The following is a 22,917-nucleotide window of genomic DNA, read 5'->3' on the forward strand; positions in this document are numbered from 1 at the left end:
TAACCGGTAACCGTCAGATCAGGTCTGAGCTAGTACACTTAACGTGAGTTTTCGTTCCACTGAGCGTCACACCCCTGTAAGTGTAGCGGCTCGCAGTTTAAATCCCTCCGACTCGCAATCAGCGCAGATTTCGACCCACATTAACTGCAAATGAAAAATTGCCACCGGCTCACACTAAGTGCTAATCGGCTAGCATTTATCCTGCCCGGCTCGCAATCCATTTCACCTGGCTCACAATAGATGCAAATGAAATTTAGCAACGGGGAATAATTATGCAGGGCAGAGCAGTTCCGCCTGGGTGGTTCCCCTGGCGGAGTGGTGAATTATTGTTCGGGTTTGGGAAGAGAGCTTTGCAGGGAGATTTTGGAAGGGATATTAAGCCAGTCAGGCTTGCCGTAAAAGACGGCATTGATCTGCGTGTTATAGAGCAAGTGGGCACGAAAACTCTCGAACAACGCTTTGTTCGGGGTAAAATCGGATTGCCAGAACTGATTCAGCGGCCCCAGCCATGTTAAACCTTCGATATCGTACAGTGCCTTGCCCATGACCTTTAGCGGCTTGTTATGGATCAGTGCCGACAGGCCCGCTGTGCTGTTAATCGTGATTACTGCCCGGGTGTGTGTCAGCAGTGCAGGCAGGGACAGATCATGCACGTAGAGCACCCGTCCAGTGACGCTGTACTTTTTGGTCAGGGCGTCAATCAGGGTGCCATAAAAACGGTGACCACGATCCATCGGGTGATGCTTGAACACCAGATGGGGCGCTTTCGGCGCGTGACGGGCAAATGAGCGGATCACGTCTTCAATGTATTCTCGCACGTCTTTGTACGGACTGTAATAAATGATTTGGCTGTCGTTGTAGACCTGCAAAATTGTCAGGTAGTATTGATTGTCCAGCGTGCCGGTAATGTGGTTCAGCATATGTCGCTGCTGCCAGCGATACATCACCTTATGCCAGCCGGCACGGAACCAGCAGCGCATCTCATGCCACGGCGAGAACGATTTGTGGTGACGGTAGCCTCGATAACGATGGCGACCAAACCAGCCTGCCAGGTAATAGACCGTGGTATGAACGGCACGGTTAAAAGCACTGGGTTTCCACGGCGCTGGCACTTTCAGCCCAGGTAGCGGCTCCTTGCGGTAATATTTTGCCTCCAGCGGCATCTAGGAGTAACCATTCACTCCTCCTTTTTCGAGGGCGGTGTAAAACGGACGGAAACAATCCTCCTCAAATGCCAGAAAGTCGATCCTTTGGATTCGGGAACATTTCTTCGCTTCGATGTGCATCGGGCGGCAGTCACTGAAACAGACAACGGTGTCGAAAGGGTACTCCTTGCGCAGCTCGCGCAGCCAGAAGGCGAAGTCTGACAAAAAACAATAGCTAACGCCGACCGCGCCACAATTAAGAGAGCTGGTGGGGGGCTTGCATGTCCTTGGGGCGAACGTTTACCAACGGCAAAAGGGTGTATTCACAAGTTGTCCGGATGTGCCCGGCAACAAATTCTTCTTCTATCTTATGGATACGCGTCACCCATGAGCAAGCGACCAACAAGACCGCCGGGTTGTTCGAAGAGTGTTTTCCTCAGAGCAGTAAAGTTAAGCATATTGCGACCCTTGCGGACCTCTTGTTTGGATCCAACGCCGTTCTGTGGGCTATGGCGTCAGTGTATGCATGCAGCGATGTCAAAGAGAAGTTCGTCGAAGACTTCGTGGTAGCATAGTTGAAAGCAGTGGCACTGGATCGCTGTACTTACAGTAAGCTCAGAAAGTTTCACTTAAAGGAAAAATATCCCTGCTTCTGCAGGGATATTTTTTTATGGAGGGATGACAGGGAGGATTAGTACAGGCCTCTGGCCTGGGTCAGGTCATACAGTGAATACCGTTTTTGCAAAGGCTGTCCACCGTCGCGGGTCAGCGGTTCCCAGTTGAATCTCGCGCGGGTATTGGTGGGGTGAGTACTCATTAAATCCAGTGGAATAGAAATGTAAAAGCCTTTGGTGAAGCTACCTTCACCGTAATCCCGGGATGACACATTGGTGAAAGTGGCATAGGCTCCTGCCGTAATCCCGCTGGCGAAGCGCCGCGAAATATCCACTGTGCTCCCTTTATCACCCGCGAGATAACGTCCCAGGCTCACCTTAACCAGAAGTTCCTCTGCAAACGATGGCTGCCAGTACCCGGTCACGTGTCCCGTAGTGACACTGTAATCCGCCATTTTCACCGGATCGTCCCAGTCCCGTTGTTTAACATGATTAATGTCGGCACCAATGGCCCAATGCTTTTTCAGGGGACGATAAAGCACTTCGCTGCCGACGCCTGCAAACATCATTTCCAGATAACCGCCGTAGCTTTGCATGTACCAGCCATTGCCCGGCGCGCGGGTGTGAGTCAGCTGCAAATTATTGAGATAGACATCGCTGCTGCTTACATAAGAACGAATATGGGTTCTGACCTGCGGAATGTGACTGTCCGCAGGTGGCGCAGTGTAATTGAATTTGTCGTAGTTATTATTCAGGTTGAATAACGTCACACCGCCCACTTTCCAGTTATCGGAAATCTGATAGCTGGCACTGCCGCTCAGGGCGATCTGGTACATATAGAAAGACTCAGGCCCACCAACCGACTGATTGAGCACAGGAGACCAGTTGAACTGCCAGGGGGATTTTTCCAGGGCATAACCCACCTGCACGGATGCAGGTTGCTTTGGTTCCTCAACTTTGTCCACATTCTCTGGCATCGGAACTCCAGGCGGCAGGCCACGCATAACCTTTGCGAGGGATAAGCTGTCGCTGCGATAGCTAGCCATCGGCACATTCTCACGCTCTTCCGAAATGACAATCTGGCGGGTTCCCGCCGGCAGGGCGTTCATTATGATGCGGTTAGCGCGGTCCACGCCTTCGGTCCGGTCGCGATAATTGGTCTGCTCGCCTGCGACATACACGGTATCGCCCACGCGATTGATGCGCGGTGAAGCAAAACCGGCATTATCGCGCAGGGCGGTTAGCTGTGTCGCGGCGACATGAGGATCAAAGTTTGCCGGTTGCTTTGACGGACGGTAGTCAGGTTTCGGTGGCTTATAGGCCTGGCTGCGCATTGTGTCGAAATTGGTGTTGAGTGTAATGCCGAAGGTTAGGGTATTTCCGCGCTCATAGTCCACAGAGAAGTTACTCCAGTCATTCAGACTGTACAGCACGCCGACGTTTACCGGTGCGTCTTGCTTCAGCCTCCCGGCCCGGTCATTGCGGTAGTCGTTAGCATCGTACTCAGCTTTGATGCGCAAAGGTTGCCAGGGCGTCTGGTACTCTACGCCGCCGAACACTGCTGCCGGGCCATGGAAAAAGCGATCGGCATCAATTGAGCCGCCGCGGCCACTATAGCTTTCGCTGCGCCGGCAGTAGCCGTTGCTTGCGCGGCAAAATGGATTAACGATATTGCCGCTGCTGGCGAGGTAGCCCCAGCCCATTCCCGCTGTGAAATCGAACGGCCCGACGGCTTTGCTGGCTACCAGATATTCACTGTCAAAAAGTCCTGTACCGCCAATGTCCCGAAATCCCAGCGACATATCGGGTGTCCAGCGCGTCTCCTGCCACAGCCGTGCTTTGAGGTCGATCGCTTTGTCTTTATAAGTCTGCTCGCCGCTGAAATTTTTATCACCGTACTGGCGTGTGCGGACATCGGTGTATCGAATCGTAGTTTCCAGCCATGGCACGAGCTGTAGCGACAGGGCCCAGAACCGATACTGATCGTTGTCGCGATAGTTCAGGCTGAATTCACCTGACGGGGCCATGCGCGCGCTCGGGGTCTGCAATAATCCCACACCGCCAAAGTCGGACTGAGAAGGGGAGACATAGGGAAGATAGAGCGGGGTGCCGAAATCTGCACTGGCAACCGTGCTGATCCCGCTAAATAACAGCGCGATGCTGTAGCTGAGAGGAGTGATTTTCATGGTCTGACTGTCCGTTGGCTAAGCAACTGAATGATGCGTTGGTTCAGTGTCTGATATCGTGGTGATAATGAAGTGAGCTGCAGGTTCAGCCAGAGCTGGCTGCCGGGCTGGGGTTCATGGTAGCGGCGGTTCCAGTAGCCTGTGGGTACCGTTTCGACAGTGCCGTCAGGCGCGATCACCGTGACATTATCCGGGTCAATACCGCGCTGCTGCCGCTCTGTATCTGTCAGGGTTGCGGTTTGCTGGCTGGCTATCCACTGCATGCTATCGTGGATACCGTTCCAGATTGTCAGGCTTTGCGGCGGGAACGTACGAAGGTACAGGCGATAATCACCCTCAAGTCTGGGCGAATTCTCTGGTTTCAGCCGCACCAGGTCCGGATCCATCGGTAAAGCAAAACCACCAATGACGTTCATAACCTTAAGGCGCTGGTTTAACGCTGCAATGCGTTGCGCCTGACGCGTATCGCCCAGCTCGTGTAGATCCTTTCCTGCCGAAGTAAGGTCCAGCAGAATCTGCTGCTGAAGAAACTGCTGTTCAGCATCGCCTGCAGGCGTGGAAAGCCTGACGCTGTTCCAGTCGATATTTTTAGGAAGGGCCGGATGGGTCACCAGCTCGCTCAGGTCGGTGGCGGTAACCTCAGTCACGGCACAGGCGGGCTGACAAATGAGTGTGATTTTCCCCTGGCCGTAGCTCAGCGGAGCCGCAGCCAGAAGCGTGGCGGCAAGTATGAGATTTTTTTTCATCAGGAATAGGGTTTAAGCAGGGTAAGAGACCACGTCTGACCGTGGGGATACAAAACTTGCTTGCTATGTACGATGCGGCCGGATTTCGGGTCGACCCAGTAATGCTGCTGCCAGGTCGCCCCGTCGGTTTCAGCCGTCACGGTTTCTTCCAGCACGCGGTAGCGATGCGTTACGCCCAGTACGGTAAAGTCCTGCGAATCCGCCCAGTGAAATCTAGAAATGATGTTGGCAGCGTGAAATCCGGTATCCTCCCACCGTGCCTGCGCATGCCATTGCTGGCCTTCCTGAATGGTGAGCGGAGCCTCAAGCGGATCTTGTATATTGCTCTCCAGACTCAACAAGTTAGCGCTGAAGCCGAGCGTTTTTATGAGGCGTCCACTTCGCGTGGCGATCATCTTTGCATCGGCAGTGAGCCACTTTTGCGTGTTGTCCTCATCCCAGGCAAGCACGATAAACGCCTGTGGGCCGTCAGCAACGGTGAGCGCCATTGAGGCATACGGCACCTGGTCGACCTTAGCACGGTCGATGAAAGCATCTTGTGAAGAAAGTGAATGGACAATCGTCTGGAAGAGTAGCCCGGGGCGATGCTGGCCGCATGCGCTGATCAGTATCACCGCACTCGCCAGACAAATTTTTTTATACATATGAGACTTATAGAGAAACAGGAAAAATGGGGCTCAAATGAGCCCCATGAAAGTATCGTCGATTAACGCGTAGACGTCGTGGTCCCGGTGTTGCCGCTACCGTTGCTACTGTCGCTGGATGCAACGGCAGCGATAGCAACGGCACCTACTAAGCCAGCGCCAACGGCAACAGCTGTGCCGGTCGCCACACCCGCAGCGGCGGCAGAAGAGCCTGCTGCGGTGCCGGTTGCGCTACCCGCAGCAGCAGTTTCGGTTGCAGCGAAAGAAGTCATTGGCGCAGACAGGACACAGACCAGCAGGGCAGATATTTTAACAAATTTCATGTTATTTCCTTATTGGCTATTACAGTGGTGTATTCCTCAAATGGCAAAGAGTTGCCGTGCAGAGAAATAAGGGAAACCCCAAACGGTGAATGTCTGTAGGTTAAATATTTTCAGGGGAGGATGTATTCAGTTATCGCCAAAAATATCGCGCGTATAAACTTTGCTTTGGACATAGAAAAGCTCGGTTGCCATACGGTTGGAGATAATTAAGTCGGCGTTGCGCTTAAATTCATTGAGATCTTGAATCACTCTGGAATTGAAAAACTCAATTTCCTTCAGCGCTGGTTTGTAAATAATGACGTCAATGCCTTTGGCTTTAATGCGCTTCATAATGCCCTGAATGGATGACACACGTAAATTGTCCGAGCCGGCTTGCATAATCAAGCGGTATATGCCCGCGCGTTTCGGAGAACGGCTGAGAATAACATCGGCAACAAAATCTTTGCGCGTGCTGTTCGCCTCGACGATTGCGCCGATAAGCTTGTCAGGTACATCACGGTAGTTGGCCAGGAGCTGTTTTGAGTCCTTGGGCAGGCAGTAGCCACCGTAGCCAAATGACGGATTATTATAGTGATGACCGGTACCAGGGTCCAGACATGCGCCTTCAATAATCTGACGCGCGTTACGACCGTGCGTTTCGGCATAACTATCAAGCTCGTTGAAGTAGGCGACGCGCATCGCCAGGTAGGTATTGGCAAAAAGCTTGATCGCTTCGGCTTCAGTCGAGTCAGTAAAAATGACCGGACAGTGTTTTTCGACTGCCCCTTCCAGCAGCAAACTCGCGAATAACGAGGCGCGCTCGGAGCGCTCACCCACGATTATTCGCGAAGGGTGAAGGTTATCGTGCAGAGCTCGTACTTCACGCAGAAATTCTGGTTAGAAGAAGATATTTTGGACACCGAGCTGTTACCTGATATGTTGCGTGTAGCACACCGGAACAGTAGATTTAATCACCCCCCTCAACGAAGGCGGTATTAAAATAGTTTGTTTCCGGGTTGTAATCGGTCAGGGTGGCGATAATCACGAAGTCAGCATTTAAGTAGGCATCGTGTTTATCGGTGATTGCCCGAAGGTTCAGATTCTAATTCGTTAAATATGCTCAATATCGTTATCAACAATGAGCAACTTTTTATCGTTCAGTAAATCAATTTTGTGCTAATGAATATCAAGCGCGACAACATCATGATGCTGAGCAAGCAGAATACCATTGAACAGGTCAACGTAGCCTGTACCGGCGATGTCGATCTTCATAACAGTTTAACTCTATGGGTGAATAAGCAACTTGCTGCGATGCTTAGTCACCTGACTGATGGATGATAAGTATTTATTAATGACGATGGCTTCATCAAAATGGCTGGCGATATGCTTACGGCTATTTTTTCCTAACTGATCAAGCTCGTGTTCCGACGAATTAATAATTTTTTCGATGGCTTCAACCAAACTTGTCAGACAGCCTGGTTTACAGAGATAGCCGTTAAATCCGTCCACCACGGTTTCGCGGCAGCCAACATTGTCCGTCGTAATGATCGGTTTACCCATGGCTCCGGCTTCGAGCAGTGATTTCGGAACCCCTTCCCGGTAGTAAGAAGGCAGGACCACACAGTGCACGTCTTTAAGTACGCTTTCGACCTTATCCGTTACGCCAAGATAATTGATAATACCTTCATCAACCCAGGTGTTAATTTCTTCGATATTCACACCTGAAGGATGCTGAGCATCGCAAAAACCTAAAAGAGAAAAGTCGACTTTATTACCGTATTTTTGTTTGAAGTGCCGCGCCGCGTCCGCAAAAAGATAAACACCTTTTTCCTTCAGCATTCTGGCTGAGAGGAGACATTTAATTGTATTTTCTTTCTGTACCGGCGTGAAAGAAAAACGTATGAGATCGACACCTGAGCCGGGTATTCGTTCTTTGATTGCTGCTGAGCCAATGTTGTGTTTACGGAAAACAGCCATATCCTCTTCGTTCTGGAAGAAAATATACTCTGCTCTACATTGACTTATTTTATACAGTGTGCGCACAATTTTATTTAATAAACCGTTATTAATAAACGCATGACCCAGCCCTGCAATATTGTTGATTACGGGGATGCTGAGTGGTGCTGCAGCAAGTGAGCTATAAATATTATTTTTTGGGGTGAAGTTTAAAATCGTTTGTGGTTTGATTTTCAAATAAAGACGAAGAAAGTTGAGGCACGTAAAAGCATCAATGACGGGGTTTATGCCTCTGCCGTCAATTTTAATATCATGAACCATGCAGCCTAAAGCACGAAGCTTACCAGTATAATCATCAAAAGGAGAAATAACATGAACGTTGATTCCTCTGTTGATGAGCTCAATAATGGTATTTTTTCTAAAATTATAAATATACCAACTGGTGTTGGCCGTAATAGCAATGTTATTCATGGTTTAACTGCAGTGTGGTCAGAGGTATTTCTGAAGTGGTGATTAAAGAGAGCGGTATAACGCAAGCCATTTTTGCGTAATGGCACTCATCGAGAAATATTGTTCAACATGGGAACGGGAAGCTGCGCCCATTTTTCGCGCGTCTTCAGGAGAAAGATTCAGCGCCGTGATAATGGATTCAGCCAAGGCTGGGGAACAGTCAGGTGGCACTAAGAAACCATTGCCACCTAATACTTCTTTTATTCCCCCGCAATCTGTCGCAACTACTACTCTCTCTGCTGTCATCGCTTCAGCCACGACTAAGCCAAAACCTTCCCAAGCAGAAGACAATACAAAGATGTCTGCAGCGCTCATCCATTCGTTAATATTTGTTTTGATTCCAAGCCAGTGCACTCGGTTAGCAATACCTAAAGTAGCGGCTAAACTTTTTAATTCAGATTCAAGAGGCCCACCGCCGATGATGACTAGTTGCGGATCCACTGGCATCCTGCCTTTGATAGCAGTAAAAGCACGTAATAAGTTATGATAGTCTTTTGCCGGCGTAAGTCGACCTACCGATAGCAGTAACGGTGTATAACAATCGATACCAATTTCTCTGCGAGTTTTTTCTCTATAATCTTCATTAAAACGAAATTTTTCGATATTGATACCATTATAAATAGTTTGTATTTTTTTATGATTAACACTACCCCTTTTGACAATACATTCCGTCGCCTCGTGGCTGACATTAGTAGAAATCGTTGTTAAAGGATCAGTGATTCGACAAATAAGAGCCCGTAACCGTCCACCCTCATAGGAACTATGTGAAGTAGAAATTAACTTAGGGATAGGTGTCGTTACTCTAAGCAACCGGCTAAATATGTTACCATGTACCAAATGGCTATGGACAATATCTGGTTGAAAATTGAGGATGTGTTTACGAGCATGCAAGTATGCACGAATAAAGCTAAACAGGCCTTTATCCATTAAAAGGGGAAGTATCTCAATTTTTTTATCTTCGGGGCTGATAATTGCATCGCCTGTTAATGTTATTATCTTAACAATATACCCTTTTCTAGACAGCTCATCACTAAGATTACACACCTGAATTTCAGCACCTCCTAGATAAAGATCGGTAATCACAAAAGCTATTTTTCTCATTGTTGTTTTCACTCCCTTATGGTAGGTTCTGATTCGTATTAATTTATAACCCACACCATTCATTTCGACTTATAGACCCACCATAAAAAATAAAATTTTGCCTGTAGATAAATATGCTTAGCTTGCCAAGGGGATAAAAGCATAGAGATTAGCAATAGAAAAAAAGTGGATGTTAACTTCTTCTGCAGGCGTAAACTCATTGCTTTATTAAATACGGTCTGACTCAGCTTATAAGTTTTATCTGTAAAATATGATATTTCTATGCTTTTTCGCATATCATCAATTTCGAATTGGTGCTGCAAGTACCCACGCCTTAAGTTGTATTGCTTAAGGGAATAATACTTACACTTTCTTTGACGCAATTCGTTTTTATTAGATTTGGAAGACATATGCACTCTGTAATACACAAGTGGTTCTGGTATATTATGAATATCAATCCCATTTTCATATAAGCGCAATAAGAAATCAAAATCCTCAGCATCGGGATAAGGTAAATAACCGCCAACTTTACAAAAAGCTTTTCTTGTCATAAACCAAGTTGAGTGAAATGCAACGCAAGAATAGAAGATTTTTATTTTGATAAAATCTAAATCATTAGATACAAAAACATCATTTATGTTCGAACCTAATGCGTCGATTCTGGTAATACCAGCACCCACGAAGATTGCATTATTTTTTTTTAAGTAATCGTATTGTTTTATAAAGCGTTCTGGGTAACTAATGTCGTCAGCGTCTAAACGAGCAATGTAATTTCCGCTTGATGCATTGAAAGCTTTATTTAACGACTCGGCGTGCCCAACATTTTGAGGATTGCATATAAAAACGAATGAAAAAAACTCATCACTCTTAAAATCATACTCCTTGAGAAAATCGCACATTTCTTTTTCTCTATCAGGATCGTCAAGGACAAGTACTATTTCAATTAAGAAATTACCGTTATTCTCCTGAAGCTTGATTGAAAGAATAGCATCTTTTATCCATTCAAGAGGCTCTTTATAGACAGCCATTAATACTGATATTTTATCCATTACTTCTCTTCTCTTGACTTAAAGTGCAGGCGATAAAAATCAAAAAAATCAAATCACCAATGACTCGCGAAAAAAAATAAAAACCCTTAAAGTTAGATATAAAGACCCCTAAGAATAAAACAAAAGCAACAAGCTTTTCTTTAAATTCTGCACATGATGACTTGATTACGACTAGCCACATAAACAAAAAACTAGTCACATATATAAATGTGGAGAGGAGCCCATTATTCCATGTTATTCTAAAGAAGCTAACATCCGTATTAACTACATTTGATTCAGGAGGTACGGAATTACCAATTAACAAAACCGCTGATGATGTAGGCATGACATAGTGGTTTGAAAATAAATCATTTGTTGAGTAATCATTTGCATCACCACTCTCATAGTAATTGATAACATTAGCAAACATTTTAGCTCTAGTCTTTGAAATCACATCATTTTCGGAATTCAAAACATAAGAAAATAACGGTGTAACAATACATATAAAAGCCAATAGAATATCGACTCTTCCATTTTTGAAACACAGAGTAAGAAAATATGCTATTGTTCCAAGTATGAATAAAAACATCGCGGTTCTTGAGGTAAGGAAACACGTTAATCCAATTATGAAGTATAAAAGCAAGTATAGCTTTCCATTACCTTTATAAAAAAAATGAAATGCAATCATTGAACCACAAAAAGATAAAATTCCTGCAACAGGAAAACCTGACATTAAACCAGACTTCCTGTAAGGCGTCATAACTGACTCATTGAAATTTGGATTTATTAGTATATTACCTGAGCCACCAAGAAAATGATCAATATATTGTAAATAAATAACGATAGAATTTATAAAAGAAGCTACAAGTATGGCTTTCAGGATAGAGCATAATGGAATGCCTCGTTTATTAACTATATAACTAAGTAAAAAAAGCAAAATAATTATACGTAGTGGTTTAAATAAAAATTGCTCATCGTAGTAATCACCGCCATTAATGAAAAAAGAAAAAACTGAAAGAGAATAAAGCAGCACCGTTAAAGTAAAAAGAATGACTATCTTATTATTTATTACGACCTTATTTTTTTCATGAGAAGTAAAAAATGCAACAGAAAAATGCAAAAATAAGATCAGCAAAGATAGATCTAAAATTCCAAACTTGGGCAATATAAGAAAAAACGCAAGCAAAAAAATATCTACCATGAGGATAACACCGGTAATTTATCGTATAGATTATTTATAATTAGTTAAATGCTTTTTATAAAATCTTAAGTAAAGCACTTATGCTAGCTTTATGTTATTGAAAATCTCGTTGAGTTTTAGTAACAAAAATCCAGCAACCCAGCAGAAAAGATAAATACACAGGTATGTTTACGACCACTGCTGTATATAATATATTTAGCTCCATTTCGTATGTTATCAAAAGCCCTAACAATAAAGATATTAATCCTAATAGAAAAATCCGGAAAAGCAACCTTGCTTTCCCGATAATTATCAGAACATGTGTTATATACAGATTCATAACATTAGCAATTAATGATAACCCGCATATCGAGTATACTAATAATGTATTTTCATTGTTATCTCCGCCACCTATGAAAAGATGCACTACTTTTTCCCTTAGCAAAAATAGCAACAAATATAATCCCAGAGATCCATAAAGGAAGAATGAAAAAAACCTCTTACTTTTGCTAAAAAAATCAACTTCATCTTTAGTATATAACCTACTTAAATAGGGGAAGATTGCAGTGTTTATGGGCTCGAAAAATCGATATGCCGAAGAAAATATCCTTTGCGTAACGTTAAAAATTGCGACTGCACTAGCTCCATTTGTCACCGCGACAAAGTTTGTAATAGCCGGAATGTACAAACCAATTATGAAAGTAGATGCATAAATATTCCAACCTTCACGCAAGACTTCTTTTATAGATGATAATTCAACCTTAGAGAGGAAGTTTAATTTTTTTGGCATTAAAGCATACAGATTAATTGCTATCCCAAGATATGACAAGCTATGCAACAAACAATAGATTAAAATATCTTCACCTGAATTAACTAACAGCAATATCAAAGAAGCAGATATCCATCGCCATATGAGGCATACCACAGCATAAGTTTTTAGTTTTTGTAATCCTTGGAAGTAGCAAAAAGGTGTTAACGCCTCACAAACCAGAATCAGAGACAATAAAGAACTTGAATATAAATATGTTTTTCCGTAAGTATAAGATATTATATTAAAAGCTAAAAGTGCGGGTATCAGCAGCAGAATCTTAGCATGTAAACTAACATTCAAAATCTTAAGGGCAATATCTTCATTTTGATGGATAGCTATTTTTCTTGACGCATTTACATTAATCCCAAAGTCAGCAAAATTTATTAAAAAGTTCAATGTCACTAAGCAAGTAGCGAATACGCCATACATATTAATACCTAATTTATCCGTTAAAAAAGGTATTAATAATAGTGGGATGAACATATCAAAAAACTTAACCAAACTAACCGAAAAGGTGTTTGATAATACTTTGCTTTTCAAAATCAACTTTATTTTTTTTATAAATGAGGTGCTCAATTTAATTCAGCCTAATTGCCTTAATCATGGTTAAGTTTATAGGCAGTGCTATGCAGCTAACCCATTCTCCAAGAAAACGCATTTTATCCTCTTTTAAAATTAAGCACCAAAGTAATAAATTGTCTTATTAATAAAAGATAACTCTATAGTTAAACCATAGACGATCAACACACCCTATACAATAAGAGTATGTTTTATCAGTGTCCATTAATCATAAGAGGAAAGTTGATGTCATGTTTTTTATACTTCTTGATAATAACTATATGCTCCATACTCATAGCTATTTACACTTCTTTTTTCAACGCCATTAAAAATCACACCTCCAATTGAAATTTCATTTTGAGAAAATCGTTTCGCCGAAACTTCCATTTCTTTTAAGGTGTTTTTCTGAAAACGTGCTACAAGCATAACTGTACCTGCATACTTCGCAGCAATACAGGCATCGCTCACAGCTAATATCGGAGGCGTATCAATAATTACAAAATCATAGTTTGCAGAGGCCCATCTCATGAGTTTTTCGTAGTTTTCGCTCATAAGCAATTCAGATGGATTTGGAGGGATTTGACCACGGGAGATAAAATCCAATTTATTAATTCCAGTCTTTTGAATTGCATAATCAAAAATTATTTCCCTAATCAATATATCTGAAAGACCGTTTTTTTCATTGCAACCAATGACGTTATGAACTTGGCCCTTTCGTAAGTCAGCGTCAATTAGTAATACTTTTTTATTGGACTGAGCTATGACAACAGCCAAGTTACAGCTTACAAAAGTTTTACCTGCTTCTGGTGTTGCGCCAGATATAAGTAATATATTATTTTTAGCTTGTAACATTGCAAAATGCAAACTTGTTCTCAAGCTACGTATTGCTTCTACTGATAAGTCTGCAGGGTTATCTTTAGCAAGTAAATTTATTGATCGCACCGCTTTACTTTTTTCTTTAGCTAACTGTGAGTTTTTTCCTTTTAGCCATTTTGAGTTTGGAATAGTTGCGTACACGTTAAGCCCTAAACTTTCAATTTGTTCGCTACTTTCGATTCCATTGTGAAAAATTCGGCACAAAACATTTATCATAATCGAAACTAATAAGCCTAGAATCGTTCCTGACATAACAATTAATACTTTCCTCGGTGCCACTGGCTTTTTATCCGTTATAGCAGCATCAATAATCCTAACATTACCTACTGTGCTTGCTTTATTAATATTTAACTCTTCCTGTTTGTTTAATAAAAGCATATAAATTTCTTGCCCGGATTGAACATCACGGGTAAGACTTAAAATCTCTTGCTGAGTTTTTGGCATATTGCTGATCCGCAGATTTAATTTCTCTTTTTCTTTCAGCAAAAGTTCTTTTTTTTCAACTAAGGTTCTATACGCTGGATGATCACGGGTATAAAGCTTGGAAATTTCAGCTTCCTTGAAAATAAGCTCATTTATCTGTTTTTCTAAAGATACCATGGCATCTAGAACAGCCTTTGCTTCTAATGATAAATCGACAGACTCATTTTTTTGTCGGAAGAGATTTAAACGACTTTCGGATTCATCCAATTTTCCGCGAATAGCGGGTAATTGTTTTTTTAAAAAATCCAGACTTTTGGCTGCTTCTTCAGATTTCCTATTAATATCTTGCTGTAGATAATTATTGCTTATGCTATTTAATATTGTGGTGGCTCGCTTTGCATCTTCATCTCTATAGAGCAATTGTAGCATACCGCTATCTTTGCTTAGTTCACTAACTGAGAAATTCTCTGAAACTTTATTTATAGCAGTCAACCGGTCAAGCTTGATTATTGTAAATTTTGTTCCGACTGAGGCATTAATATTGCTAACAAGCGTACTAACCCCATTATGAGTTAAAATCTCTCCCACTTTACCGTGTGATTTTTCATCATTGACTGAAAGAATGTAACTTTCCGGCGAAACAACCTTTAAAGATAATGGCAAATCCTGCATATATTCAGGAACTTCAAGGTGTGAAACTGCGATTTCTCCATCATCTTTACCTAGTACACGTGAAATTCCTTTACCAATAAGTGGAAAGTGTTTTTCGTATACTACCGTATCCAGACCTAAATCATCTACCGTTTGTCCAAGTACCATGCGTGATTTAAGTAATCCGATTTCAGTTTTTGATTCCGGTTTACTGTCTGGTATTATTTCAGATAATTTACTTAATACACTCCCGCCTGCGCTTTGCTCTACTTGTATTAAAGCGGAGGAACGGTAAACAGGTGTAGCAACAATAGCGAAAAATATACTAACGAAAGTAAAAATAATTGTGATACATAAAATCTTCCATTTATTATCCTTTAACACACCCAGTATATCATTAAAATCAATTTGATTACCGATCAATCTATTATTCTTATTCATATCCGACTTATGTTCAGGCATTTCATTAAATCTCTACTTTACACTCATCCATTTCATGCAAGGATTACTTGCATGATTTAAAAAATGCATTATATCTTTCATCGGTAAGCACCTTAACCTTGAAGGAAAAATGTTTACCAGCAGAGGTTTTCGAAGATAAATTCCTCCTCGAAAACGTAAGATATAGCTATTACAAATCTCTCAAAGAGAATCAACTGTAAATTGTCATAGCCTTCATGCGTTACAAGATTTTTGTCATACAGGCGAATTTCTGTTGAGCACCAATTTCCAGTGCAATGCATTCTGAGCCAGCTGTTTATAAACCAGTTCAAACATTTCACGGCTTTTTTTATAGGGATCGGCAATTTCAAGCTGATCCTGCCAGTGGCCAAAGAGCATCGCTTTCCCGGTCACTTCCGGATAGCCTCTTTTGATCTGCTCAAGGTGGGATGTTTCCATCACCAGAATTAGGTCGTACTGCCGGGCGAGTTCAGAGGTGAACTTCTGCCCGCGGTGTCCTTCAAGCGATATGCCATGTGATGCCGCGACTTCCGCTGCGGTGGCATCTGCTTCTTTACCAATCAGCGCACATATTCCGGCGGAATCAATTTTCTTATCCGGAAAGGCCCTGCGTAATAACCGCTCCCCGGTGGGTGAGCGACAGATATTGCCAATGCAAACAACTAAAATTGAGTCAAACATAATTACCACTGCTTAATCATTCGGGCTGTATTGGTCACATCATTGATACTGGAAATGGCAGGGACCAGCTGGCTCAGCACGCGGTTCCAGCGGGTAACCGGCGCAGTTGTGACATAGACCACATCATAAGGCTGAAGTTTGAATTCCGTGCCCATCACCAGCGCGGTGGCGTCAGAAATATTGAGCTGATAAACGCTGGCCAGCTTGCCGCCGGTATCTTTTCCGCCGGTCGAGCGAATGACAAAAATGCCGGTTGCGTCGGCGCTCATCTGGTCGATACCTTCGGCATTGCCCAGCGCCTCTGTCAGCGTCATGCCGCTGCGGTCCATCTTCAGGGTGGTTTGCTTTTTCACTTCGCCCATCACGAACACTTTCAGGTTGTCGTTGCGGGGGACAAAAAGGATGTCGCCGTTATAAAGCAGACGGTTTTGCTGCAGATCGCCATTTTTCATCAGCGCCTGAAGCGAGATTTGCTCATCTTTACCGTTGTGAGTCAGCACCGCATTTTTCCAGTCGGCATCTTCTGCCAGACCACCCGCCTGGTTAATGGCATCCATGATGGTGAGCGGAATATTAGTGATAGCTTGCTGACCGGAGCGGGTAACCTCACCTGTGATGTAAGCCTTTTGCGAACGGAAGGCGGCAACGTTGACGTCTACCTGTGGCGACTCAATAAAGGTTGCCAGTTTTCGGCTTAATTCGTCGCGGACCTGGGCCAGCGTCCGGCCCGCGACTTTAATCTTGCCGGCGTACGGATAAAAGATAGTACCGTCGGACTTTACCCAGTTACCGGTGTCAGAGGCGCTGCGATATTGCCCGGCAGGCGTGGTGAGCTCAGGGTGGTCCCATACGGTGACCATCAGGACGTCGCCGACGCCAATACGATATTCGTAGCGGCGGATCTCGTCGGCCAGGTCAGTGTTTGTGCGAGCGGCTACTGGCGAGGGCTTTAGTGATTCAATCAATTTTGGTGTGATGCTGTAGACGTTCACTTTGTCACTGATATCTGCGCTGGCGTCACTCGCATTAATAATGGTTTTACCTGACGTCGACAGGTTACTGCCGGGCGAGAGGGTGCATCCGCAGAGCAGAACAGCAGAGAGGGCGAGGGCCCCGGACTTAACGGTCATCATAGTGAAAACTCTATTTATAAAAGAAGGTGAAAGCCCTGCTGGCGCGCTTTCACTGAAAAAGCATGAGGGCTAATGGCTACGGGCTTTAGTGGCCGGAGTGATTATCGGACTGCAAGGGCTCTCGGGTCGGGGTGCCGCTGCTGCAAAGCATTATTCATCAATACGTAAATACCGAAAACGGCAAGATACAGAGCTATGGACACACTTTCTGTTGCAGCAAACTTTTCCAGTGTCAATCCCATTCCAGCCAGCGTGGCTGTGAGCAGAACCATCACCAATAAAGTCTGGCGACTCGTCAAACCGCAGCGTAATAAAATATGGTGCAGATGATCGCGGTCTGCATGGAACGGGCTTTGACGGCGGCGCAGGCGGCGGATCATAACGTTGACCATATCCATCAGCGGCAGGGCGAGAATCCAGAGTGCCGTCACCGGTGCCATGACAGCCTGGTTGCCCTGGCTCGCATTCAGGATCAGCCAGAGCATGGTAAAGCCGATAACCATACTTCCGGCATCCCCCATAAAGACCTTTGCGCCCGCCAGGCCAAAATTGCTCACTAGGTAAGGGAGCAGGGCCACGATCATCAGGAGACACCACATCGCGGGCTGCTTTGCGCCAGCAGACATGAATTTGACCATCAGCGCTGCAAATATTACGGCAGAAACCGAGCCCAGAAGACCGTCTATCCCATCTATCATATTGAAGGCGTTTATTGCCGCCCATCCGGCCAGAAGCGTTATCAGATACCCGGCCGGGCCGAGCGAAAGTTCATACTCACCCAGGACGAACCCGAAGGTATTGAGGTACACATCATCTAAGATGATAACAATAACTGCTGAGGCCTGAGCCAGGATCCTCGTCATGACCGGAAGATCGTAATAATCATCTGCAATACCTACTGCAAGCAATATAGATATAGCGGCTATATATGCAGTCAGATTTGAGTTGGTAAAAGGAGCGATATCAGGTTGCAGGAAATGGAATATTACGATACCGCAATACAATGAGATGCCGCCAACTAAAGGAATGTTACCGCTGTGCTGTTTTCGGCCCCCGGGTTTATCCACTAAGCTGTATTTTCTGGCCAAAGGGTAAGCGATGATTAAGGCCGTCATTGCTATAAAAAATATGCTGATAGCATCACACATGGCTGCTCCTGTGACTTTTTTCTCCACGCTACCGCCCATGGTGAACAGGGGGCATGCCCTGTGCCATTCAAATAGATCATTTAACTTAAAATTCCCACATTTCATTGATTCCGACGCGAGAGTATCTGGCGATGAAATTAACCTGCATAGTATATTTTCCAGACTGTGTTTTTTTAAAACACAATAAGCCATCATAAATGCCCGCAAGAGCAGGCGTTGTTCATGAGCTATAAATTTTGTTATTGCATGATGATAGATCCGCTCATGGTGGCTTTTGTAATCTTTGCCCCACGCTACCGCCCATGGCGAACAGGGATCATGCCCTGTGCCATTCAAATGAATCATTTAAATTGAAACTCCAACGTTTCATTGACTCCGAAACGAGAGTGTCCGGTGAATAAACGAATTGGCATAGTATATTTTCCTGATCGGAAGTTTTAAAACATGATAAGTTGCCATTAAATGCTGCAAAGGAAAGGATTAATTACCAGTAATTCACTCAGTTTTATAATTGGTGTAATTTCTGTGCGCAATTCTTCTTTTTTAATCTTCTCTAATGGGGATGTTCGATATTGAACATAATGCCGATCAATTTTTATTTAGCTGACGGTTTAAGTCAAAATAAAAAAACTAAACTGGCGGATTTTTGTAAAGCTAAGGCTTAAACGATTCAAGATGAGTGAATGTGAAACGCGTAACTTAAGAGTGGCCGAAGGTAAAAGGGGCGTACGGGTGCAGGCACGTGCAAGATGACGGTGGTCTTAGCACTGTTTTCCATTTTCGACGCAAAAATCACGATGCTGGTCATCAGTGGAAGCCTGTTCACCTCAGTAGGTGGCGTTAGCGGCTATGAGTATATTGCAAAAAGGCTGATTTGAGATAATCCGGAAGCAGGCTTTCACCGTCATCTTGCTTAAAACTGTATCGTTCATTAAGTGCGTTGATAAGTGTCTTTCACAAAGACATGGACTTCATCTATCTGGCTCCGGATACCGTCTGCACATATCAGCAGCCGTTCTACCTCTATAAGGAGCACTAAGCCATTCCAGCCAGTGAACAATTCTTGAAGTAATGACAGTTCAGGTGGTGAAGGGTTACACATAGGGTGAATCCGCAGAGCTTCCTGTTTACAGCTATCAGACAGCCTTCTTAAAGTAAAAGATCGCGCATTCTTTCGCGGAGCGCCAGCCAGTAAAACCTCGTATCATTCGGCGACTTGATGTACTCGCTCTCCGCAATAGCCTGGAGCACGATATGCCCCCGCCTGACGAAACGCAATCTTGTCTGATTATTGCGCGAATGTTCGGCAGTGTAATTTCATATGGCCGCACAATTTTCTCGAGGCGGCACCGGATTTCGGAGTGGGGGATATCTGATTAAGTAAACCTCCCAGGAGTACAGCTGCTATGACTTTAGCGCGCTCAATCTGAATCTGAAGTGCAGGATGAAATCGTTGCAGTTCATAGTAAACCACGATTTGCTGAATGAACTGCGCCTGCTGCGGGAGACACTTGCCTAAGTGGAGATTAATGTGGTCACAGTATTGGTCAATCAGCTTAGCGTTGGGGTCTCACTCTTTCCTTAGCAATGTCATGAATATCAACACGCTTTAAAAGGTCAGGCTGGTGGCGTAAAGGAAATACGCAATCATTTTCTCAGTTACATCACTAATGATAATTGATTGTTTAGCGCATCCAGACACCGTGCCTTTTTATCTTTTCTTTCAGGAAAATTTATGTTCGCCGCCATGCCTCACTGATATATGTCATAGAGGAAGCCATGGCCACTCTGACTGAGTTGTTACTGACCTCTATCCTGGCTAATCGGGGAATCGAATTTATAGCATCAAAATAAAATATCTTTAGCTAAAGAAATTCATTTCCCAGCAAGTTTTTTATGCGCTGCCGGAGCATAATGTCATCATCCGGCAGCGCCTTCTGACAAGATTCGCTGTGAATACAGCACCTGCCCAATTATATTAATAACGCTCCGCTACTTTTGCTCTTTACGAAATACCTTTAACTCCTCGCGCAGTGTTGAGATTTCTTTCTGCTGTTCACGTAAAGCTTCTACAATCGGCCCTATCAGTTTTTGATAATCAACCTGCTTTAAACCGTTTTTTTCAATTACCAGTTCTGGATAAACTTTTTCCACGTCTTGCGCAATCAAGCCAATATCTTTCGCGCCGTTATCCTTCCATGTATAACTTACGCCTTTCAGTTTTAATAATTCTTTCAGTTGATTACGTAATGGCATTATGTTGTCTTTCAATTTCTCATCACTAAATGGACAACACGTCTCTCCAAGAGAAGGGATTTGAGTGCACTCATAATTGCCGCACATTTCAGCTTCCGTAGTCGTTGTTGCTAATGCTGAATTGGTAATAAAACCGGTAGTAACAGTTGCGGTGAAGGCCATTATTGCATAGGTAACTGCTTTTTTGGACATAATATTATCCTTAGTTTTCAGGTTCATAGGGAGGTTTAAAAATTACTAAGTTAATAACGTTTCTCATGTTACATCAATGGCTAAGTTAGCAACATCCTGTTAACTTTTAAAGTGATAATAGATTGCTTTTTTGCATTCAATTAGCGAGATAGGCGAAATTTTCTCTTATTTTTCTGGATTTACGACTTGTTTGCTTATGTGCAAAAAATCTTGTACCGATTTAAGCAGCCACCAGGCTGCGTAAAATGATCACCCATAGCATTCACAAAGATAAAATTAGCAAGCTAATAATTTTAACTTTATGATTTTCTGCATCTCGAATCCTGGTGACAACAGTCATCTGTCATTTCGCCACTATTCTGCTATACCTTTCCGACAAGTTGATAGACTTTTTATTCTATTTTTTCTGAAATAATTACTCTCCTTTAGAGGCCTGATAACCAGTGTAGGGATTAATATCCATATGGAACTGTCCATAGCAACATTCCGGCGGGCAATACGCACCGTTGTACATATTCCGGCTGGTTTCCTGATAAAGTGTAATAGCTGTAAAGCTTTTGTTCAGGGTCTTTTGAGTTGCTTCAGCATTAAAACCCCTCCAGATGATGAGTTTGTAACCGGGTATAACTTCTCTCTCGGACCGGTAATATGACTTATGCTTTCACGTTATTTGCTGCTCATCTTTTCTTATTACAGCGAGAACGCTGAGGACTAAATTATTACGTTGAGCGCCATCAACTGACACATCAGTGCGCAAATATGCTCGAACCGCTGCCGTTATCTGTAACCTCAGCGCAATGATTACATGCTTTCAGTATTATAAACAGTGAGTGAACCACTTAATTCAGCGGCCCAGTGATGAACGCGCTGCAAAGCATTTTAGGACGTCACTGAGCTTGTCGTTACGATCAAGCTTAAGCTTAGTAGTCAAGCTGCGGGCATGATTATGCCGCGGGTTTTATGTATTTTACGTTTTTTATCGTGGGGACCGATGCTATGGACGGCGTTACTCATTCCGTTTGAGTGTTCTGTTATTTGGAACATCTATTGAGGGGAGACTTCATTTCCACATGGCATGAGCAGCTATTTTATCTTAAAAGCTGAGCTGTAACTTTATGTAAACCAGCTAATGTTGTATTCCGCCGGTAATAGTTCACAAACTATGCAGACAGCTCTATGCATCGCATGTGCAATGACCTCATACTTGCCCTGCATAATACTTTCGTAACTAACGGCTGTGTTCTCGTAGAAGAGTACTTTGTGCAAGAAAAACATGAGCTTCTGGTAAGCGTGCAGGGCGGTGATTTAGTTACATCATACAATTATTATTTATTTTATAGCACTTTCAAACACCGTGCCTTTTTATTTTTTCTTTCAGGAAAATTTATGTTCACCGCCATGCCTCACTGGTATATGTCATAGAGGGAGCCATGGCCACTCTGGCCGGGTTTTTACTGACCACCATCCTGGCTGATGGCATTAACTTTAGACTGAAAAATTGGTCAAATCCTGTCCGGAAATAGTAAAATCGGCACTTGAGGGCACTCAGATTTGGTACATCATTGATGAAGCCTATTCGGTTGCGCTGGCCGAGTTGGTTAATGCTCAGAAAAAACGGCCTCTGGCAGCATTCCGGGGCGATTGAACAAATTTATCGTCTGACGGGTAAAATTTTCGGGCGGGCAGTCACGGTCGTTATTCGGGTCAGTTCAATCTGAAATACTGCCAGGAGCCAGGCGTACACTCATGTTTCAGCTCGATACAGCTTATTTTACACCAAAGTTATCAGCCGTGTGCGTGGCTCCCGACACTCAGAACTGGATTATTGTCTGCCATGAAGTCAGTGAAAAAGCGTCGGCAGCTTTGGCATGCTGACTTTGTACAGCCTCATCTCTTCGACCAGCCGGCCCTGAAGCGTCTGGTGAGCACGCTCAACATGAGCCCGGGGCATAGCTGGTATTAGTGCTGGTTCTAATAATGTTCATCTCGTTCATCATGCGCCCGAATTGCATCTGGCCGTCACCGCCAGCCGTATTTTTGTTGTTAATTCGAAAAATGCCAGCCTTGTCGCTGACAGAATGTCAGCGACAAGGCTGCTCCAGATAGTCGCGTGTAGTATCAAAATAGGTGAACGTGGACAAGGATTTTCAAAATGGATGCACCAGGCGACTCTTCATGCGGCAGAAGCCTAAGGTTCACGGCCATGACCCCAAAAAACTGAGATTCCTGCCGCCCCGGCATAGCTTTGCTAGACTTTTGTGTGAACCTGACAGCGCACGCTCAGGTCTGCCCCTCCCTGGTTACCGTTTCATATGTCTATGCATTATGCCCGGTA

General features: G+C 43.8%; 14 protein-coding genes and 3 pseudogenes. 1 reads left to right on the forward strand and 16 read right to left on the reverse strand.

Features of this window, described 5'->3' with window-relative positions; all coding sequences use genetic code 11:
* Nucleotides 1-323 precede the first annotated feature (323 nt).
* The 16 genes and pseudogenes from ACVKSX_RS14370 to ACVKSX_RS14445 all read right to left on the reverse strand — a co-directional run bounded on the left by ACVKSX_RS14370 (nt 324) and on the right by ACVKSX_RS14445 (nt 20,582).
* A pseudogene (locus ACVKSX_RS14370) lies at nt 324-1,370 on the reverse strand (capsular polysaccharide export protein, LipB/KpsS family).
* Nucleotides 1,371-1,836: 466 nt separating this feature from the next.
* On the reverse strand, nt 1,837-3,945 hold the full coding sequence (locus ACVKSX_RS14375) for a YjbH domain-containing protein (RefSeq protein ID WP_163762655.1): 2,109 nt from the start codon (nt 3,943-3,945) through the stop codon (nt 1,837-1,839).
* Nucleotides 3,942-4,691 (reverse strand): capsule biosynthesis GfcC D2 domain-containing protein, encoded by a 750-nt coding sequence (locus ACVKSX_RS14380; RefSeq protein WP_163762656.1) that lies wholly within the window; start codon nt 4,689-4,691, stop codon nt 3,942-3,944. The genes ACVKSX_RS14375 and ACVKSX_RS14380 overlap by 4 nt, the downstream gene beginning before the upstream one ends.
* Complete coding sequence (locus tag ACVKSX_RS14385) at nt 4,691-5,335, reverse strand: YjbF family lipoprotein (RefSeq protein WP_163762657.1); 645 nt, start codon at nt 5,333-5,335, stop codon at nt 4,691-4,693. Before ACVKSX_RS14385 ends, ACVKSX_RS14380 begins: the two co-directional genes overlap by 1 nt.
* 62 nt (nt 5,336-5,397) lie before the next feature.
* Nucleotides 5,398-5,658: a hypothetical protein gene (locus ACVKSX_RS14390; RefSeq protein ID WP_163762658.1), complete on the reverse strand. Its 261-nt coding sequence runs from the start codon at nt 5,656-5,658 to the stop codon at nt 5,398-5,400.
* Nucleotides 5,659-5,784: 126 nt separating this feature from the next.
* A pseudogene (locus ACVKSX_RS14395) lies at nt 5,785-6,909 on the reverse strand (nucleotide sugar dehydrogenase).
* Between the two features lie 12 nt (nt 6,910-6,921).
* The gene (locus tag ACVKSX_RS14400; protein ID WP_163762659.1) at nt 6,922-8,064 is read right to left on the reverse strand and encodes a glycosyltransferase family 4 protein; all 1,143 of its coding nucleotides are present in this window, start codon (nt 8,062-8,064) and stop codon (nt 6,922-6,924) included.
* Between the two features lie 42 nt (nt 8,065-8,106).
* Nucleotides 8,107-9,204 carry a glycosyltransferase gene (locus ACVKSX_RS14405; RefSeq protein ID WP_163762660.1) on the reverse strand — a complete coding sequence of 366 codons (1,098 nt, stop codon included), beginning with the start codon at nt 9,202-9,204 and terminating at the stop codon, nt 8,107-8,109.
* Between the two features lie 59 nt (nt 9,205-9,263).
* Complete coding sequence (locus ACVKSX_RS14410; protein ID WP_163762661.1) at nt 9,264-10,232, reverse strand: glycosyltransferase; 969 nt, start codon at nt 10,230-10,232, stop codon at nt 9,264-9,266.
* The gene (locus tag ACVKSX_RS14415) at nt 10,225-11,412 is read right to left on the reverse strand and encodes a hypothetical protein (protein WP_163762662.1); all 1,188 of its coding nucleotides are present in this window, start codon (nt 11,410-11,412) and stop codon (nt 10,225-10,227) included. Before ACVKSX_RS14415 ends, ACVKSX_RS14410 begins: the two co-directional genes overlap by 8 nt.
* A gap of 94 nt (nt 11,413-11,506) precedes the next feature.
* Complete coding sequence (locus ACVKSX_RS14420; RefSeq protein ID WP_307378448.1) at nt 11,507-12,742, reverse strand: oligosaccharide flippase family protein; 1,236 nt, start codon at nt 12,740-12,742, stop codon at nt 11,507-11,509.
* A gap of 276 nt (nt 12,743-13,018) precedes the next feature.
* Nucleotides 13,019-15,151, reverse strand: a complete 2,133-nt coding sequence (locus ACVKSX_RS14425; RefSeq protein ID WP_163762664.1) for a polysaccharide biosynthesis tyrosine autokinase — start codon at nt 15,149-15,151, stop codon at nt 13,019-13,021.
* Between the two features lie 255 nt (nt 15,152-15,406).
* The gene (locus ACVKSX_RS14430; RefSeq protein ID WP_163762665.1) at nt 15,407-15,853 is read right to left on the reverse strand and encodes an arsenate reductase/protein-tyrosine-phosphatase family protein; all 447 of its coding nucleotides are present in this window, start codon (nt 15,851-15,853) and stop codon (nt 15,407-15,409) included.
* 2 nt (nt 15,854-15,855) lie between these two features.
* Nucleotides 15,856-16,986 carry a polysaccharide export protein gene (locus ACVKSX_RS14435; RefSeq protein WP_163762666.1) on the reverse strand — a complete coding sequence of 377 codons (1,131 nt, stop codon included), beginning with the start codon at nt 16,984-16,986 and terminating at the stop codon, nt 15,856-15,858.
* Between the two features lie 101 nt (nt 16,987-17,087).
* Complete coding sequence (gene wecA / locus ACVKSX_RS14440) at nt 17,088-18,479, reverse strand: UDP-N-acetylglucosamine--undecaprenyl-phosphate N-acetylglucosaminephosphotransferase (RefSeq protein WP_163762667.1); 1,392 nt, start codon at nt 18,477-18,479, stop codon at nt 17,088-17,090.
* 1,647 nt (nt 18,480-20,126) lie between these two features.
* Nucleotides 20,127-20,582, reverse strand: a complete 456-nt coding sequence (locus ACVKSX_RS14445) for a tail fiber domain-containing protein (protein WP_163762668.1) — start codon at nt 20,580-20,582, stop codon at nt 20,127-20,129.
* A 1,451-nt stretch (nt 20,583-22,033) separates the two neighbouring features.
* On the opposite strand from ACVKSX_RS14445, the pseudogene ACVKSX_RS14450 reads away from it, so the two are divergent.
* Nucleotides 22,034-22,393: pseudogene (locus tag ACVKSX_RS14450) on the forward strand (Tn3 family transposase); the annotation flags it as partial.
* Between the last annotated feature and the right edge of the window lie 524 nt (nt 22,394-22,917).

Source organism: Pantoea sp. PvP021 (assembly GCF_054056055.1).

Coding starts and splice junctions, on each gene's coding strand:
- ACVKSX_RS14415 (WP_163762662.1), bottom strand. CDS start 11,412: ATGGTAGATATTTTTTTGCTTGCGTTTTTTCTTATATTGCCCAAGTTT.
- ACVKSX_RS14425 (WP_163762664.1), bottom strand. CDS start 15,151: ATGAATAAGAATAATAGATTGATCGGTAATCAAATTGATTTTAATGAT.
- ACVKSX_RS14400 (WP_163762659.1), bottom strand. CDS start 8,064: ATGAATAACATTGCTATTACGGCCAACACCAGTTGGTATATTTATAAT.
- wecA (WP_163762667.1), bottom strand. CDS start 18,479: ATGATTCATTTGAATGGCACAGGGCATGATCCCTGTTCGCCATGGGCG.
- ACVKSX_RS14385 (WP_163762657.1), bottom strand. CDS start 5,335: ATGTATAAAAAAATTTGTCTGGCGAGTGCGGTGATACTGATCAGCGCA.
- ACVKSX_RS14380 (WP_163762656.1), bottom strand. CDS start 4,691: ATGAAAAAAAATCTCATACTTGCCGCCACGCTTCTGGCTGCGGCTCCG.
- ACVKSX_RS14435 (WP_163762666.1), bottom strand. CDS start 16,986: ATGATGACCGTTAAGTCCGGGGCCCTCGCCCTCTCTGCTGTTCTGCTC.
- ACVKSX_RS14375 (WP_163762655.1), bottom strand. CDS start 3,945: ATGAAAATCACTCCTCTCAGCTACAGCATCGCGCTGTTATTTAGCGGG.
- ACVKSX_RS14405 (WP_163762660.1), bottom strand. CDS start 9,204: ATGAGAAAAATAGCTTTTGTGATTACCGATCTTTATCTAGGAGGTGCT.
- ACVKSX_RS14390 (WP_163762658.1), bottom strand. CDS start 5,658: ATGAAATTTGTTAAAATATCTGCCCTGCTGGTCTGTGTCCTGTCTGCG.
- ACVKSX_RS14445 (WP_163762668.1), bottom strand. CDS start 20,582: ATGTCCAAAAAAGCAGTTACCTATGCAATAATGGCCTTCACCGCAACT.
- ACVKSX_RS14410 (WP_163762661.1), bottom strand. CDS start 10,232: ATGGATAAAATATCAGTATTAATGGCTGTCTATAAAGAGCCTCTTGAA.
- ACVKSX_RS14430 (WP_163762665.1), bottom strand. CDS start 15,853: ATGTTTGACTCAATTTTAGTTGTTTGCATTGGCAATATCTGTCGCTCA.